17 protein-coding genes are annotated in these 16,341 nt (G+C 67.9%); 3 read left to right on the forward strand and 14 right to left on the reverse strand.

Translation table 11 applies throughout. The annotated features are described in order from the left end of the window. Positions 1–18: 18 nt before the first annotated feature. Genes SCLO_RS09120 through SCLO_RS09155 form a run of 8 tightly spaced genes read right to left on the reverse strand, consistent with a single transcriptional unit; the run spans position 19 to position 8,461 of the window. Positions 19–1,653: a flagellar hook-length control protein FliK gene (locus tag SCLO_RS09120; protein WP_066514863.1), complete on the reverse strand. Its 1,635-nt coding sequence runs from the start codon at positions 1,651–1,653 to the stop codon at positions 19–21. Position 1,654: 1 nt separating this feature from the next. Next, complete coding sequence (locus SCLO_RS09125) at positions 1,655–2,080, reverse strand: hypothetical protein (RefSeq protein WP_066514864.1); 426 nt, start codon at positions 2,078–2,080, stop codon at positions 1,655–1,657. Then, entirely contained in the window at positions 2,077–3,405 is a 1,329-nt protein-coding gene (locus SCLO_RS09130) for a FliI/YscN family ATPase (RefSeq protein WP_066514865.1), read from the reverse strand. Before SCLO_RS09130 ends, SCLO_RS09125 begins: the two co-directional genes overlap by 4 nt. A 13-nt stretch (positions 3,406–3,418) precedes the next feature. Continuing rightward, entirely contained in the window at positions 3,419–4,069 is a 651-nt protein-coding gene (locus tag SCLO_RS09135; RefSeq protein ID WP_066514867.1) for a FliH/SctL family protein, read from the reverse strand. Further along, positions 4,056–5,075 carry a flagellar motor switch protein FliG gene (fliG, locus tag SCLO_RS09140; protein WP_066514869.1) on the reverse strand — a complete coding sequence of 340 codons (1,020 nt, stop codon included), beginning with the start codon at positions 5,073–5,075 and terminating at the stop codon, positions 4,056–4,058. Before fliG ends, SCLO_RS09135 begins: the two co-directional genes overlap by 14 nt. Beyond that, positions 5,068–6,819: a flagellar basal-body MS-ring/collar protein FliF gene (gene fliF, locus SCLO_RS09145; protein WP_066514871.1), complete on the reverse strand. Its 1,752-nt coding sequence runs from the start codon at positions 6,817–6,819 to the stop codon at positions 5,068–5,070. The genes fliG and fliF overlap by 8 nt, the downstream gene beginning before the upstream one ends. 1 nt (position 6,820) lies before the next feature. Continuing rightward, positions 6,821–7,189 (reverse strand): flagellar hook-basal body complex protein FliE, encoded by a 369-nt coding sequence (gene fliE / locus SCLO_RS09150; RefSeq protein WP_066514874.1) that lies wholly within the window; start codon positions 7,187–7,189, stop codon positions 6,821–6,823. 12 nt (positions 7,190–7,201) lie between these two features. Next, complete coding sequence (locus tag SCLO_RS09155) at positions 7,202–8,461, reverse strand: sigma-54 interaction domain-containing protein (protein ID WP_066515153.1); 1,260 nt, start codon at positions 8,459–8,461, stop codon at positions 7,202–7,204. A gap of 318 nt (positions 8,462–8,779) precedes the next feature. Here SCLO_RS09155 and SCLO_RS09160 point away from each other — a divergent pair, with 318 nt between their 5' ends. From SCLO_RS09160 to mdoH, 3 genes are all read left to right on the forward strand, one after another. Further along, positions 8,780–9,598: a flagellin N-terminal helical domain-containing protein gene (locus SCLO_RS09160; protein ID WP_066514875.1), complete on the forward strand. Its 819-nt coding sequence runs from the start codon at positions 8,780–8,782 to the stop codon at positions 9,596–9,598. Between the two features lie 204 nt (positions 9,599–9,802). Then, on the forward strand, positions 9,803–11,287 hold the full coding sequence (locus tag SCLO_RS09165) for a glucan biosynthesis protein (protein WP_066514876.1): 1,485 nt from the start codon (positions 9,803–9,805) through the stop codon (positions 11,285–11,287). Positions 11,288–11,346: 59 nt separating this feature from the next. Further along, the gene (gene mdoH / locus SCLO_RS09170) at positions 11,347–13,239 is read left to right on the forward strand and encodes a glucans biosynthesis glucosyltransferase MdoH (RefSeq protein WP_066514883.1); all 1,893 of its coding nucleotides are present in this window, start codon (positions 11,347–11,349) and stop codon (positions 13,237–13,239) included. A gap of 7 nt (positions 13,240–13,246) precedes the next feature. Here the strand turns inward: mdoH and SCLO_RS09175 are convergent, their stop codons facing one another. The 6 genes from SCLO_RS09175 to SCLO_RS09200 all read right to left on the reverse strand — a co-directional run bounded on the left by SCLO_RS09175 (position 13,247) and on the right by SCLO_RS09200 (position 16,148). After that, a complete protein-coding gene (locus SCLO_RS09175) occupies positions 13,247–13,588 on the reverse strand; it encodes a hypothetical protein (protein ID WP_066514886.1) in 342 nt (113 codons plus the stop codon). 125 nt (positions 13,589–13,713) lie between these two features. Then, positions 13,714–14,022 carry a hypothetical protein gene (locus tag SCLO_RS09180; RefSeq protein WP_066514889.1) on the reverse strand — a complete coding sequence of 103 codons (309 nt, stop codon included), beginning with the start codon at positions 14,020–14,022 and terminating at the stop codon, positions 13,714–13,716. Positions 14,023–14,026: 4 nt separating this feature from the next. After that, positions 14,027–14,305, reverse strand: a complete 279-nt coding sequence (gene flgM, locus SCLO_RS09185) for a flagellar biosynthesis anti-sigma factor FlgM (RefSeq protein ID WP_066514892.1) — start codon at positions 14,303–14,305, stop codon at positions 14,027–14,029. Between the two features lie 44 nt (positions 14,306–14,349). Then, positions 14,350–14,859, reverse strand: coding sequence for a flagella basal body P-ring formation protein FlgA (locus SCLO_RS09190; RefSeq protein WP_174521943.1), 510 nt, complete (start codon positions 14,857–14,859; stop codon positions 14,350–14,352). 129 nt (positions 14,860–14,988) lie between these two features. After that, entirely contained in the window at positions 14,989–15,483 is a 495-nt protein-coding gene (locus SCLO_RS09195) for a flagellar motor protein MotB (protein ID WP_066514894.1), read from the reverse strand. Then, the gene (locus SCLO_RS09200; RefSeq protein ID WP_066514896.1) at positions 15,480–16,148 is read right to left on the reverse strand and encodes a MotA/TolQ/ExbB proton channel family protein; all 669 of its coding nucleotides are present in this window, start codon (positions 16,146–16,148) and stop codon (positions 15,480–15,482) included. Before SCLO_RS09200 ends, SCLO_RS09195 begins: the two co-directional genes overlap by 4 nt. Between the last annotated feature and the right edge of the window lie 193 nt (positions 16,149–16,341).

Below are 16,341 nucleotides of genomic sequence, written 5' to 3' on the forward strand. Positions count from 1 at the left end.
TCCCCTGGAAACGGTCGATCACGCATAGCGCGCGCGGCGGATGTCGCCCGCGCCCTCGCCTGCGTCCTTTTGGTTAATAACGGCCCGGTCGGCGCTGCCTTTAAGCCCGGAAGCGGAATTTTCCCGCCCCTGCCCATGCCCTTGCCGCTCGGACTGGGCCATGCCCTGCCAGCCCGAAGCAGCCCCCTGCGAAGAGGATTGCTGCCCCGACGGCTGCTGTCCCGCGCTGTCCGGGCGAGCCGCCTCGGCGACATGCGGCGCGCGTTCGATGCGGACATCCGAAATCCGCACGGCCGCCAGCCCCGCGTCCAGCCGCAGGCGGTCGCTGTCCTGCTTCAACGCAAGCTCCGCCGCTTCATGGGCCACGGTCAGGCTGACCGCCGCGCCGTCCGCGCCCTGCCGAATATCGACCTGCACCGGCCCCAACTGGCTCGCGTTGATCTGGAACCGTCCCCGCGCGCCATTCTGCGCCAGCCCGGCAATGTCGCGCGCCAGCCCGTCGATCCACTGGCCCGACACGCCCATATCCACCACCTGTGCGCCCAGACTGGCGCCCAGATCGGCGGAGGGCGGAGCCACCACCGGAAGGACCGGCGCGCCAGCCGCCGTCAATGGCGGCAAAGGCGCGGCGGTCCAGGCACCATCGGGCTGGGCTATGGCGGCGACGGCGGTGGCCGGGTCGACCGTCACCGGCTTCCCCTCCCGCGCGCTCTTAGGCTGCGGCATGGCGACGGCTTCGGCGCGAGCGCCTTCGACCGGAACCCGCGAAAATTGCTCGCGCACCATCTGGAGCAGCGAAAGCGCCTCCGACCGCGCCAGTGTCGCGGCGAGCGGCGAGGCATCGTCCGATGGAGCAACCGGCACAGCGCCACCCTCCATTAGGATAACCGACGGCTTGTTCGGTCCCTTCCCGCTATCCTTCACCGTCTCCGCCATGGGCAAGGCGGCAACATTCGCCTGGCTTTGCGGCCCCCCCACCGCTCCCTTTTCCGCATTTTCAGCGGCAGACGGCGGAACCGACGCAACCGGCGCGGTCTGCGCCTGCGCCGATGGCTCCCCTGCGACAGGCCCGGTCTGCGCGGCCGGCCAAGCGGAAATCCTTTCGGGCGGCGCGGCTCGCACCGTCACCTCGGCCATCGCGTCCGCCTCCGAAGCCGCCGGTTCCTGGTACGGGGAAGCCGCCACCGTCACCGCCACGACAGGCGGAGCGGCCAAAGGCGCGGGCGTCAACGGCGGCGGCGCGTCCGAAGCGTCTCCCGCCACCTTCTCCACCTCGTCATCGCCGGCCGAAGCCTCGCCTTCGCCGGGCGCGGCAACCGCTTCCGCCACAGCTTGCGTCGGTGCGATCCGCTCCGGCGCTTGTTCCGTGCGGGCCTTGGGCTTGCCTTGCACGCCCTGCGCCGTCCCCTCCGCCTCCGCGGGAGAGATCGGGAGCGGCTGCATATCGGCTTCACCCCCGACCGCCACCGCATCCATCACCGGAGCCGGAACGCCGGCGACAGCCCCGCCCCCTTCCTGCATCGATCCGCTCAGCAGCGCCGCGAAATCCACGTCCCCCGTCGCCGGAGCCGCGCCCGCGCCATCGCCCGTCCCCGGCATCTTCATCGCCGCGGAGGAAAACAGCAGCGTCTTGAGACTGGTCAGCATGTTCATGTCACGCATCTCCCCTGCGCTGCATCCGGCGATAGCGGGGCAGCGCCACCAACCGGCTTTCGCGCCACTCTTCCAGGTCCGCTTTCGCACGGTCCTTCAATCTGGTTGCGATTTCCTTATCGCGGTTCGCCGCGAGGCTGAGATTTTCCTTCGCCTCCACCTTGCGCCGCGCATCGTAGAGCGCGCCGTCGAGCTGCCGTCCCGCCTGTTCCAGCCGCCCGGCCAGTTCCTGCATCGCGGCAAAGGACGCGCCGTTCGCGGCCCCTTCCGTATGGAACAGGTCGCTCCGCACCCGCCGCAGGCGCTCGGCGTTAAGGGCGATCCCCTCCGCCTCGTCCCGCGCCCTTGCTGTTTCGGCGGCCGCCATGGCATGTTGCACATGGCGCACGCGCAGCACGCGGTTGCGGCGGGCGACAAGGCCCTTCACGCCCCGAACTCCGCCATCAGCGCCTCAGCACTGGTCGAAAGGTCGACCCGGCTTTTCTGGTCTTGCCGGATGAAGTCGAGTATCTCCTGCCGCCGCTCCACCGCCTCGTCGATGACCGGATCGTTGCCGGGACGGTATGCGCCCATCAGGATCAGGTCGCGATTCTCCTCATAGGCCGCCCAGAGCCGCCGATAGGCCGCCGCCGCCATGCGATGATCGTCCGGCACCACGTCCGCCATCACGCGCGAGAGCGACTTGCCGATGTCGATGGCCGGAAAGATCGCCTGTTCCGACAGATGGCGCGACAGCACATAATGGCCGTCCACGATGGCCCGCGCCGCGTCCACGATCGGATCGTCGGTATCGTCGCCATCGGCCAGCACCGTATAGAGCGCCGTGATCGACCCGCCGGACCGCGCATCGACACCCGCCCGCTCCACCAGACGCGGGATCAACGCCAGCGCGGAGGGCGGATAGCCCTTCATCGCGGGCGGCTCGCCCAGCGCAAGGCCAATCTCCCGCTGCGCATGGGCGCAGCGCGTCAGGCTGTCGAGCAGCAGCAGCACCTTCTTGCCCCGCGCCCGGAAATATTCGGCGATGGCCGTCGCCCGCGCCGCCGCGCGCAGGCGCAGGATCGGGGGATGGTCGGCCGGGACCGCGACGACGACGCTCTTGTGCATCGCGCCCTTCAATTTGGTTTCCAGGAAGTCGCTGACCTCGCGCCCGCGCTCGCCGATCAGGCCCGCGACGACGATGTCGGCTTCCGCGCCCTGGATCATCTGGCCCATCAGCACCGATTTGCCCACGCCCGACCCGGCGATGATCGCGATCCGCTGCCCCCGCCCGGCGGTCAGCAGCGCGTTCACCGCGCGCACCCCCAGGTCGAACGGCTCGGTCACGCGCCCGCGATCCAGCACATTCCCTTTGACGCCGTTCAGCGGCCAGCTTCCCCCGGCGATGATCGGCCCCTTGCGGTCGAGCGGCTGGCCCATGGCGTCGATCACCCGCCCGATCAGCCCTTCGCCGACCTGCACCCTATTCGCCTGGCTGTCCGGCTCCACCCGCGCGCCATTTTCCAGCGGCGCGTCATTGTCGAGCGGCACCAGCAGCGTGCGTTCGCCGCGAAAGCCCACGACCTCCGCCCGGCACACCGTGCCGTCCGCCGCGATCACCCGCGCGCCCGCGCCGATGGGGCGGCGGAAACCCGTCACCTCCAGCATCCCGGCATCATGACTCACCAGTCGGCCCACATGGCGCGGCTGCCGGTTCTGCACCTGCAAATGATCGAACAGCGTCTCCGCCTGCGCGAGCGCGGCGCGGATCATGCCCAATTTCCCTTCATGAACGGCCCTCCATGTCGTCCAGCAGAGCGCGCAAACGCGCCAGCCGCACGTCCGGCCCGTCCTCGACCCAGCCGTCGGCGGTATCGAGCCGCACGCAGCCCCGGCTCATGGACGCATCGCCCACCAGCTTCACGCCGATCCGCGAGCCTTCCACCAGCGGTATGTCGTCGGGATGCAGGTGGAGCGCGCTCTTGCCTTCATTGTCCTCGACAAATGCGGCGATGCCCTCGCACCGCTGTTGCAGCAGGCCGGAATCGATCTCCACCTCGCCCACGATCTGCGTCACCAGGCGAATGACCGTGGCGGAAAGCATCGTCGCCAGCGTCCCGCTCGGCGCGGGCGTCAGCATCTCCAGCGCCTCGGCCAGCCGGTTGCGCGCCTCCGCGTCCGCCGCCATGCCTTCTTCCGTCACGCGGCACCCTTCGTCGAACCCCATGGCGAAGGCTTCGATCCGCGCCTGTTCCATGGGATCGGCGTCCGGCTCGGCATCGGCCTGCGCGGCCATCCGCATCGCCTGCGTCTGCGCGCCCGCCGGCGCGGTGTAGAGGCTGCGGAATCCGCCGCTTTCCACGCGCGACACGCCCGCAATGGGCACGCTGGCGACGGCGGCATCGCTATCGAGCGTCCAGACATTAGACAAAATCATTCCCCTTGCCGCCCAGCATGATGGTGCCCGCGTCGGCCATGCGCCGCGCGGTGCCGATGATGAGCTTCTGCGCGTCGATCACTTCGGCAAGGCGGATCGGTCCGCGCTCCTCGATCTCGTCGGCGATGGCCTGCGCCGCGCGGGCGGACATGCAGGCGAAGATCTTCGCCTTCAGCACCTCGTTCGCGCCCTTCAACGCCACGACCAGCACCTGGCTGTCCACCGTCCGCATCAGCGTGCCCAGATTCTTGTCGTCCATGTCGATGAGGTTGTCGAAGACGAACATCTCCTCCTCGATGGTCTGGGCGATCATCTTGTCCCGCTTGGCCAGCGCCTTGATGATGCGCTGTTCATTATCCTTGCGGACGTTGTTCATGATCGCCGCCGCCTCGACGGTGCCGCCGCGCTGCGACGCCGCGCCCTGCTTCTTGGTCGCGGGGCCGCGCATCAGAAGCTGCTCCAGATCATCGAGCGCCTCGTTGGAGACCGGCCCCAGCGTGGCGATGCGATAGACGATCTCCTCCTGATATTCGGCCGGCAGCAATTGCAGCACGTCGGCGGCGACGGGCGCTTCCAGATGGGCGAGCACGATGGCCATGATCTGCGGATGCTCCGCCTCGATCAGGGCCCCGATCTCCTTCGCGTCCATCCATTTCAGCATCTCAAGCTGGGTCGAGCGGGTCGGCGGCGTGATCCGCGCGAGAATGGTCTCCGCCCGCTCCTCGCCCAGCGCCTTGGTCATCGCGCCCCGGATATGCTGGGTCGCGCCATAGCCGATCGTGGTGCGCTTCTTCGCCTTGGTCACGAAATGGTCGAGCGCCTGGTTGACCTCGTCCACCTCGACATCGGCGACGTCATACATGGCGTTGCCGAGCTGGCGCACTTCCTCCGGCTCCAGCCGCGAAAGGATCTGCGCGGCCTCATCCTCGTTGAACAGCATCAAGAGGACGGCGGCGGCGGCGCTGCCCTTCAGCGCCGAAGGGGTGACGGAAACGGCCTCAGGCATTTTCCTTCTTCCCTTCCTTCAGCAGGTCGCGGACGACCAGGGCGGCCCGGTCCGGGTCCTGCTTCACGAAATTGCGGATCAGGTCGGCGCGCTGCGCATAGTCGGGCGCCGAGGAGATCATGTCGAGCGTGATCGGACGCCCCTCGCCCGGATGCTCGGCCGCCTGACGGTGGAGTTCGCCCGAAATCTCGCGCCCCATGCGCTGGCCGTTCTCGGCGGCCTGCGCGGCGGCGGCTTCCTGCGCGGCGGCCCGGCGCTTGAGCAGCGGACGGCCGATCCCGAAGATCAGCAGCAGCGCGACCAGCAGCGCGGAAACATTGCGCACCAGCGGCGACACCCAATCGGCTTCATACCAGGGGGCCTTCACTTCCTCCGCCTTGACGAAACCGCGCGAGGACAGCGCCACCACGTCGCCACGCGCCTGGTCGAAACCGACCGCGCCCTTCACCAGCGCCTCAAGGGCGGCGATTTCCTGCGCGCTGCGCGGCTTGCCGTCCGCGCCATTGTCCAGGGCGACCGCGATCGACAGGCGCTTCACCGTGCCCACCGCGTCGCGGATGACGGACACTTCGCGGCCCAGTTCGAAATTGCGGTTGAACGTCTCTTCCGTCTTCATCAACGGATTGGGCGGCGTGCCCGGCTGACCGGCGTTCTGGCCGTTCTCGGTCTGCCCCTGCTGCACGGCCTGCCCGTTGGGATTGGTCTGCGTCACGGTCGGGTTGACCGGTGCCTGATTGCTGAGCGCGCCGGGGATGCCGCCCGCCTCGCCATTGCCCTGACCGCGCGGGTCGGACTGCCAGCTGCCCTGTTCGCTGCGAAGCCGCGCCTCGTCCTGCGGATAGGTTTCGCGGGTCGCCTGCCGTTCGGAAAAGTTGAGTTCGGCATGCACCTCGGTCGAAAAATTGCCCGCGCCCAAAATCGGCGTCAGCAGCGCGATCACCGACTGGCGATAGCGGTCCTCGACCTTCCCCTGCACCGCCAGTTGGCGGTCGTCGGCGGAGTTCGCGTCATTGTCGCTCAGCAGCCGGCCATTCTGGTCGACGACCGAAATATCCTGCGGATTAAGCTCCGGAATGGAGGACGCGACCAGATGCACGATGGCGCTCACCTGCTGGTCGGTCAGCGTCCGCCCCTGCGCCAGACGCAGCATGACGGAGGCCGACGGCTTGGCCCGGTCGCGCAGGAACACGCTGGGCGGCTCGACCGCCAGATGCACCTTGGCGCTTTCGACAGAATCGATCGCCTCGATCGTGCGGGCCAGGTCCATTTCGCGGGCCGAACGCAGCTTCTCGCCTTCCACCGCGCGGCTCGCGCCCATGGGCAGGCTGTCGATCATGCTGTTGCCGTCGGGCGCGCTCTTGGGCAGCCCTTGCGCGGCCAGCATCATCTTCGCCTTGAAATAATCGTCCTGCCCGACCGTCATCGCCCCGCCATTGTCGAAGCTGTAGCGGATGCCATTCTGGTCCAGCACCTGCGCCACCGCCGACTTGTCGGCATCAGGCAGGGCCCGGAACAGGTCGCGCTGCGGCGGTTCGCGCAGCGCCAGCCAGGCCAGCCCCGCCAGAGCGACCACGCCCAGCAGGCCCAGCAGCGGCAGGCTCTTCGCCACTGCGGGCTGTTTCATGAAGCCGGTGAAGCGCGCCTTCAGCGCATCGACGCCCTTGGCGCCGCCACCGAACGAGGCCGCCGGAAGGGCGGGAGCGGCGGCCGCGCCGCCATCTATGGTAAGTGCGTTCTCGCTCATATTACACCGGCATGCTCATGATGTCCTTGTAGGCGGACAGGAGTTTGTTGCGGACCTGAAGGGTGGCTTCGAAACTGACCGACGCCTGCTGCTTGGCCAGCATGACCGCGGCGATGTCCGTCGTTTCCCCCCGTTCGAAGGCGGCGGCGGCTTCTCCCGCCTGGCTTTGCAGGCCATTGACCTGATCCAGCGCGGATTTCAGCGCCTCGGTAAATCCGCCGGGCCTGGTCGCGTCGGTCCCGCCGACGCCGCCCGCTCCGCCAGCCGCGCCGGCATTGCCGGTCTGAGCGACGTCGCGCAGCGCGGCGTTCTTCTGGAGGATGGCGTTGCGGATCGCCATCACGCTGTCGGTGGGAGAGATGCTGCTCATCGGCTATTCTCCTCAGGCGGCGGCCAGTTCGCGCATCTCGGCCAGCCGATAGCGCAGGGTCCGTTCCGAAATGCCCAGCTTCCGCGCGGCGGCGGCGCGATGCCCGTCCGTCTCGCGCAGGGCGAGGCGGATCGCCTCCAGCTTGGACAGGCGCGCCACGTCGCGCAGCTTCACCGGCTCGTCGGGAACCAGGACCGGCGCGGAATGGCGCACCGGCTGCGGCGCGGCGGCCAGATGCAGGTCATCGGCGTCGATCCGCGCCCCGTCGCGCAGCACCAGCGCGCGTTGCAGCACATTGCCCAGCTCGCGGGCATTGCCGGGCCATGCATGATCCTCCAGCTTCGCCAGCGCATCGGCGGTCGGCCAGACGAAGGCGTCCTTCGCCAGATCCTGATGCCGCAGCAGCATGGCGGCGGCGATCGCGGCGATGTCGCCGGGGCGCTCGGCCAGCGGGCGCAGTTCCAGCGGCATGACGTTCAAACGCCAGTAAAGGTCTTCGCGGAACCGCCCGGCGGCGCATTCGTCGGCAAGATTGCGGTTGCACGCCGCGATCACGCGGACATTCACCGGCACCGGATGCGTCGCGCCGACGGGCAGCACTTCGCCCTCCTGCAACGCCCGCAGCAGCTTCGCCTGCAAGGCCAGCGGCAGTTCGGCGATCTCGTCGAGGAACAGCGTGCCGCCGTCCGCCGCCAGGAACAGCCCTTCCGACGCATTGGCCGCGCCGGTGAAGCTGCCCTTCTTGTGGCCGAACAGCATCGCTTCCATCATGGTTTCAGGAAGGGCGGCGCAATTGACCGCGATGAAGTCGCCCGACACGCGGCCCGACTGGGCGTGCAGGAAGCGCGCCATGCCTTCCTTGCCCGTGCCGGTGTCGCCCTGGATCAGCACCGTCGCGTCGCTGCGCGCCACGCGGCCCGCCAGCGTCATCAGCCGGGCGCTGCTATTGTCGCCCACGGCGGGGATGGTATCGGGACGGGCCAGCTCCGCGATCAGCGCGAAGGCGAAGCCCATATCCTCCAGGCCAAAGGCCACGCGGGCCGGCAGGCCGTTGGCGGCCGGCACCAGCGAAGGCGCGCCCTCGACGATGGTGATGAGGATGTCGCGATGGGTCGCATGGGCGATCTCCGTCGCCAGCAGCACGCGGCGTTCGTCCCGCTCGCGCGGCGCGGCGGCATCCACCGCCCGCACCGCGAAAAAGGCATTTTCAAGCCAGTGCTGCAACCCCGGAACCAGCGCGCAGACCCTTTGGCTGACGTCGAGAGACGACATGCTCATTCCCCATCATTGCGGCTGTCCGGCGCCCCCGCGCTTTCCAGCCCCCTTTCGATAGGCCGTTTTTGCGCCTCTCATGGTTATCATATGGTTAACTTCGCTTGTCCCTTGCCGCCGACCGGCAATTTTTTTCCGCCCCGGCAAGGCCCTTTTCCCGGCTTCTTATATACGCGCGCGCGTAAGGGACGGTTTTTTTGGCTATTTTCGAAAAAAATGCATGTCCCCCTAAAAGCTTTTTCCGCCCCGCCGTTATCCCCTTTCGAGGCCGCAAGCAGCCTGATGGCAGCGACCTGAAGTGAAACGAAAGGGAACATCATGACTGTTATCGGAACCAACTCTTCCGCTCTGCGCGCCACCAACGCTTCGACCGCGTCGAGCAAGGCGCTCAGCACCGCGATGGAACGCCTGTCCACCGGCAAGCGCATCAACAGCGCGAAGGACGACGCCGCCGGCCTCGCCATCGCCTCGACCATGACCTCGCAGATCCGCGGCATGACGCAGGGCATCCGCAACGCCAATGACGGCATCTCGCTGGCGCAGACGGCGGAAGGTTCGCTGGGCGAAGTCAGCAACATGCTGCAGCGCATGCGGGAACTGACCGTCCAGGCGCTGAACGGCACCAACGACACCAATTCGAAGGCGAACATCACGTCGGAACTCGACCAGCTGTCGACCCAGATCAGCAGCGTGATGACGAACAGCAAGTTCAACGGCATCGCGCTCTTCCCGACGACGGCGGCGACCATCACGATCCAGGCCGGTTCCAGCGCGTCCGACTCGGTTTCCATGTCGGTGGGCGGCATCGATCTTTCGGCCGTCGTCGGCGCCAGCGCCGCGACCGTCAGCGCCGGCACGGCCACCACGGCCACCCTGGCGCTCTATGACACGGCGCTCCAGTCGGTCTCGACCGCCCGCGCCAATCTCGGCGCCGTGCAGAGCCGCCTGGAATCGACGGTGAACAGCCTGACCGCGAACGTCACCAACCTGTCCGACGCCCGCAGCCGGATCGAGGACGCGGACTTCTCGTCCGAGACCACCGCTCTCGCCAAGGCGCAGATCCTGAGCCAGGCTTCGACCGCGATGCTCGCCCAGGCGAACCAGAGCCAGCAGAACGTCCTGAAGCTCATCAGCTAAGGCAAGGAATTGACCGGATGGGGCCTGGCCGCCTCATCCGGCCGAAGCCAGCCCCGGCACATCAACAGTCCCCACCGTGCCGGGGCCAGCACCTTTCGATCACGGCCAGAATGGAGAAGCCTCCGTCCCCCCGGGCGGAGGCTTCATCGCATTTGCGCGCTCTTGCCGCTTGCAAAGCGCGGCGGCCTTCCCATGATGGGACCCATGACCATGATCGACCGGCGCGCGATGATCGCCGCCTCCAGCGCCGCCCTTCTCCTCCCCCGCCCGCTTTTCGCCCAGGGCCGGAACGACGCCTTTTCATGGGACATGCTGGTCGCCATGGCCCAGCGCCTCGCCCGCGCGCCCTATAAGGAAACGCCGCTCCACCCCGGCGCGGCCAAGGTCGATTATGACGCGCTGCATCAGGCCCGCTTCCGGGAAGAGCGCACGCTCTGGGGCGACCTGCCCGGCCATACCGGCATCCGCTTCTTCCCCCTGAGCGCCAACGCCGCCCAGCCCGTCGCGATCACCATCGTGGAAAATGGCCGCGCCCGCCCTCTCGCCTACGATCCCGCCATGTTCGAGACGCCGCCCGGCAATGCGGTCGCGGCGCTCGGCCCCGACGCCGGTTTCGCGGGCTTCCGCATCATGAACGCGGCGCGCGACGGGGACTGGCTCTCCTTCCTGGGCGCCAGCTATTTCCGCGCCCCCGGCCCGCAGAAACAGTTCGGCCTTTCCGCCCGCGCCGTCGCGATCAACACCAGCATCGCGGGCAAGGAGGAGTTTCCCCGCTTCACCCGCTTCTGGCTGGAGCGCACCGGCCCCGACAGCGTCACCGTCCACGCCCTGCTGGACGGCGCGTCGATCACCGGGGCCTTCCGTTTCGTCAACCGCTACACGCCGCAGGGCGTCCGGCAGGATGTCAGCGCCGCCCTCTTCCCCCGCCGTCCCATAGAGGAACTGGGCCTCATGCCCATGACCAGCATGTTCTGGTACGATCAGGCGAACCGCATCCAGGGCACCGACTGGCGGCCCGAAATCCACGACAGCGACATGCTCGCCATCGCCAGCGCGGACGGCACGGCGCATGGTCGCCCGCTCGTCAACCCCTCCGCCCCGCGCGTCGATGTCTTTGAAGAGAGCAATCCGGCGGGCTTCGGCCTGCTCCAGCGCGACCGCGACTTCAGCCATTATCAGGATGACGGCGTATTCTACGACCGCCGCCCCTCGCTCTGGGCCGCGCCGTCGAAGAAGCTCGGCGCGGGCGAGGTCCGCCTCTACGCCTTCCCGACCGACAGCGAATATACCGACAATATCGCCGCTTACTGGACCCCTTCCGCCGCCGTCCGTCCGGGCAGGCGGATCGACGCCAGCTACCGGCTCGACTGGTCGGCGGCGCAGCGGCCCGCCTCATCCACCGCCGCATGGGTCACGGACGTGTGGCGCGGGCGCGGCGATCAGCCGGGCCACGACCGGCTGGTCATCGACTTCGCGGGCGTGAAGGAGGCCAAGCCCGAAATCTGGGCCGACGCCGCCCATGGGACGCTTCTGAAAAAAGCCGGCTATCCCGTCCTGGGCCAGCGCGATCTCTTCCGCGTCGTGCTGGATGTCGCGCGGCAGGGCGGCGGAGCGACGGATATTCGCGTTCAACTCCGCTCCGGCAATCGCGCCATCAGCGAATATGTGCATTATCCGCTGGGCGCATGACCGGAACCCTTGGGGAAGGCGGGGGTTGTGCCTGCGGGGCAAAAGGATACGGAACGGGAATGAAGGGCACGGACGGCATGAAGCCGGCGCATGAACAGCCAAAAGGCGCATCCGTGACGCGGGCCTTCGAACAGGTGCCCGCCGAAATGCCGCTGGCCATGCCGGTGCAGGATTTTTCCGCCGCCCCGGAAGGCGTGCCCGCGCGCCCGCTCAACATCGATCTTTGGGCGCGGCGGCTGCTGGTCGTGCTGCTCGCCCTGCTCCCCGCCTCGATCGCCGCGCATGAAATGCGGATTTCCATCGGCCTCGACGGCATCTCGCTGTGGGAAGGCATTTATCTCGCCCTGTTCATACCGCTTTTCGCGTGGATCGCCTTCGGTTTCGCGACCAGCTTCATCGGTTTCCTGCTGCTCACCATCGGCCGGGGCCGCGGCGTCCAGCCCCGCCCGCTTCGCCCCGGCGATCCGTTGCGCGGCCAGACCGCCATCCTCCTCCCCGTCTGCAATGAGGATTTCCTGGGCGTCCTCGGCCGCCTCTCCATCATGGAGCGGTCGCTGACCCAGGTCATGGGCGGCGAGCGTTTCGAATTTTTCATCCTGAGCGATTCCAACCCCGAAAATGGCGAGATCGAGCGGGAAGCCTATCAGGCGATCCGCCACAGCTTCTCCCGCGCCGTCCATTATCGCCGCCGCGCGCTCAATGTGGGGCGCAAGCCGGGCAATATCGCCGAATGGGTGCAGCGTTTCGGCGGCGGCTACGATCATATGATCGTGCTCGACGCCGACAGCGTGATGAGCGGGCAGACCATGGCCCGCCTCGCCGCCGACATGGAGCTTCACCCGCATCTGGGCCTGATCCAGACCGTTCCCACGGTCGTCGGCGCCTCCACCCTCTTCGCCCGCTGGCAGCAATTCGCCAGCCGCCTCTTCGGCCCGATCTCGGCGGCGGGCATGATCTGGTGGGCAGGGTCCGAAGGCATGTTCTGGGGCCACAACGCCATCCTGCGCGTCCGCGCCTTCGCGGAAAGCTGCGGCCTTCCCGAACTGCCCGGCCGCGCGCCCTTCGGCGGCCACATCATGAGCCACGACATGATCGAGGCGGCGCTGCTGCGGCGGCGCGGCTGGGACGTGCACATGGTGACGGCGGACGACAGTTTCGAGGAATTTCCCCCCTCCCTGCCCGACCTCGCCACCCGCGACCGGCGCTGGTGCCAGGGCAATATCCAGCACGTTCCCCTGATCGCGAAGATCAAGGGGCTGCATCCGGTCAGCCGCTTCCAGCTTTTCGTCGGCGCATCGGCCTATTGCACCTCGCCCTTATGGCTGGCGCTGATCCTCGTCGTGCTGGGCGGCGCGGCGTCCGGCCTCTGGCCCGCGAGCGCGGTGCTGCCGTCGGGCAGCCTGCTCGCCCTGACGGCGGTGCTGCTGTTCGGTCCCAAGCTGCTCTCGATGATCTGGGCGCTGGCCGACCCCGCCCGCCGCATCGGCTTTGGCGGCGCGGCGCGGATGGGCCGGGGCGTGCTGCTCGACATCCTGCTCTCGATCCTGATGGCCCCTGTCAGCATGTTGACGCAGACGATCAACCTCTTCGGCATCCTCATGGGCCGCAAGAGCGCATGGAACGGCCAGACCCGCGACCGCGACGGCATGGCGATCGTCAGCGCGATCTGGCTCTTCAAATGGCATATCCTGCTGGGCGTCGGCCTGACACTGCTCGCGATCCGGGGCAATACGCCGCTGGGCTGGATGCTGCCGGTGGTGGCGGGCCTGATCCTCGCCCCGCTGCTCGCCGCCGTCACCGCGCGCAAGGGCCTTGGCCGCAAGGCGGATGAGCACGGTCTCTTCCAGGTGCCCGAACCCTGGTGGCGCACGCAAAGCTACCGCCCGCTCCGCTACCGCCTGAGCGTCCACGGCAAGACCATCACGCCGACCTGGCCCGCGAATGACGGGTGAGGGGTGGTTAGCCGCCGTTTCGCTTGATGGTTTTGTCGATCAATCGAAAATGAAAGAGATGAACCGCGATGAAGGTCGCGCCGATCATTATCGTAACGGGCAGGACCATATTTTCCTGCCCTGCCCTTGGCCTGACGTTCAGGGCAAGAACCGCGATGAATGCCAGCATGCCGGTGGCCAAGGCTGGAACGAGACTGAGAGCCAGAGCGCGAGGCGCGGTCCAGTTTACGGCTCCAGTAAGTGACCATTGCATGGGTAAGCGTTCATGATGCCGAAAACGGGCATTGGCCCAAATGGACAAGCCGGCGAGTATCACTGCGAAGATGACGGCGAGGGAAAGCACGATCATAGCTATTTGATATCACCGGACCGGATGTCTGCAAATGGCCGAAATCAGCCATCCCGACCCAACAACAGTTCAAACAAAAAAAGCGCCCGAAGGCGCCCCATCCATCACCGCAAGACTAAAGAACCCTACCGTCCGTAAACCAGCGGGGCCGTCTCCGATCCATGGGCCGCCAGCAGGGCCAGCTTCTGATTCGCCTGGTCGGACAGCACCCGCGTGCGCACCCGCGCCATTTCCAGCAGCGGCATGATGGCCTTCAGCCGATCCGCCACCGCCGGTTCCGATCGCCACACGCCGACCGCGCGGACCGCCTCCGCCGCCTGGCCGATCCTGACGCTGGCCGCATCGATGGCGGCGGCGTCCGATCCGTCGAGCACCGCCCGCAAATCCTCGCAGGCGCCGTGCAGTTGATCGAGTGCGGCAAGGCCCAGCGGCACGATCTTATCCCGCGACCGGCAGGTCGAGCGCCAGCATCCGTTCGGCGATGGCCGAAGCATTGACCGGATAATGGCCCGAAGCGATGGCCGCCTTGATCGCCGCGACGCGATCCATGTCGACCGGCGCGCCTTCCGCCGCCATGCGGGCGGCCGGGCTGGCCGAAGCCGCGGATGAAGCGGAGGCCTGTTCCGTGCCGGTGGAAGCCGCGCGCGTCTTGCCGCCTTCCCGGATGCGGGATGCTTCGACGGCGGCGCTCAGGCTCTGGCCAACTGACTTGATCATGGGTTCAATCCTTCACTCGTCCCATCGCTCTATAACGGACAAGTTCAAAAATCATTAAATCCCGGAATGCGCACCATGCCCATATCCACGACCTGCGCCAATATGGGCGAGGATTTCTTGTCCTCGCGCACCCGGATCGTCTCTCCGATCGCGCCGTCCTCGTCCGCGACCATCATGCGCGACACGCTGAACGACGCGTTGCCCGCCATCAATTGCACGGGATCGCCGCGCTTGACCACCGCTTCCTTCGGCTGGACCCGCGCGGCGGCGGTATAGCGCGCCACCGGCCCGGACGCCGCCGCCGCCGCGCCGCCGGGGACCAGAGGCACCCGGATGCGCCATCCCAGCGCGTCGCACTTCACCATCGCCGCGCCGAAAACCGGCCCTTCGACACTGGGCGTCGTCGGACAGGCCGCCAGTTTCAGCCGCCTGTCGACCGGCGCGGCAGGACCGCCCGGCTCGCCCATATTGGCTCCCGCGGTCATCGCGACGAGGCTGTCGATCCGGTCCAGATTCTCGAATTTCTGCTGCGCCAGCACCGGTGCGGCGCTCATCATGGCAAGGGCGGCAAGGCCGAAAGCGGGCAGTTTCAACACGATCAGTCTCCGAAAAAGCGGATGTCCTTTCATGTATTGCAGCAATTTCCGTGCCAGTCGGCCACACGCCCCCCGTGCTCCTGCGCCTCACCCAGGCTGCGGCGCGATGCGGATGACCTGTCCCTGCCCCGCTTTCCCTTCGGCCTGGTCCAGCCCCCGGATCGACAGGCGGCTCTCGGCGATCCCCTCGGCCCGCAAGGCCCGCGCCACCGCGCCCAGCCTTGCCGCCGCCAGATCCCAGTCGTCGAACCGCTGCCGCGCCGCGTCCGTGCCGTGGCTGCGCACTTCGATCCCGCCGCCTTCGCGCGAAAACTCATGGGCGATCGCGGTCAGCCGCGCCTTGCCGGTGCCGGTCAGCAGCGCCTCGCCCGGCACGAACAGCTCCGCCGCGCGCAGCTCGATCCCGTGCCGCATCGGCCGCCCGCCAAATTGCTGGCTGAGGCCCGCCAGCATCACGTCGCGCCGCTGCCCGCTCGCCTGCAACAGCACGAAGAAGGCCAGCAGCAGCAACAGCAGATCGGCAAAGCTGATCGCCCAGCGGTTTCGCCGGGCCATGGCGGAAGGAGGCGGCGCGGCGCTCATGCGACTTCGCGGATCGACGCGCGGCGCAGCGGCGCATTCTCGCGCCGCGCGATGGCCAGCATCCGCTCCACCGCTTCCCGCTGCCAAGCCAGCTCCCGCTCGGAAAGGTCGGCCAGCCGCGCCGCGATGGGGGCCGCCACGATATTGGCGATCACCACGCCATACAGCGTCGTCAGCAGCGCCAGCGCCATGGACGGACCCAGCTTCGCGGGATCGTCCATCGCCGCGAACATGCCGACCAGGCCGATGATCGTCCCCGCCATGCCCAGCGCGGGCGCGGCGTCGGCGATGGACAGCCAGACGTTGCGGGCCGCCGCATGGCGCTGCCCGCGATCCGCGAGCGCCTGCGCCGCCCATGTCTCGAACTGTTCGATCCGCTCGCAATTGGCGAGCCGGCGCGCGGCTTCGGAAAGGAAGGGACTGGCGGTCTTCACCCGGTCGGTGCAGGACAGGCCGCGCAACTGCGCCACCTGGTCGATCTTCAGCATCGCCGCCCGCGCCGCGTCGCGATCCCGCGCCGGACGGGCCGTCACCAGCGGCCCCAATGCCGCGAAGGCGCGCGCGAAAGGCGCGCCGCCATTCTGCAACAGCGCCACCAGCCCGATCCCCGCGACCATCGCCAGCAAGGTCAGCGGATCGAACAGATGCCCCCATATTCCCGTCATGATACATCGCTCCATCCGGACCCGGCAAATGTCTGCCGCCGCCCGGCAAAAAATTGCCGCCTTTGCCGCCCGTGCAAGCCAATCCCCCGGATTTCCGCCGTTTCAGCCCTTGCCGTCGCGTCACCCACGCAAATTGGCACGGCTCTTGCGAATATCAGGCTGGATTGCCCGCACTGCACGCCATCAGGCTTCA

It is taken from the genome of Sphingobium cloacae, from assembly GCF_002355855.1.
Lineage (GTDB): Bacteria > Pseudomonadota > Alphaproteobacteria > Sphingomonadales > Sphingomonadaceae > Sphingobium > Sphingobium cloacae.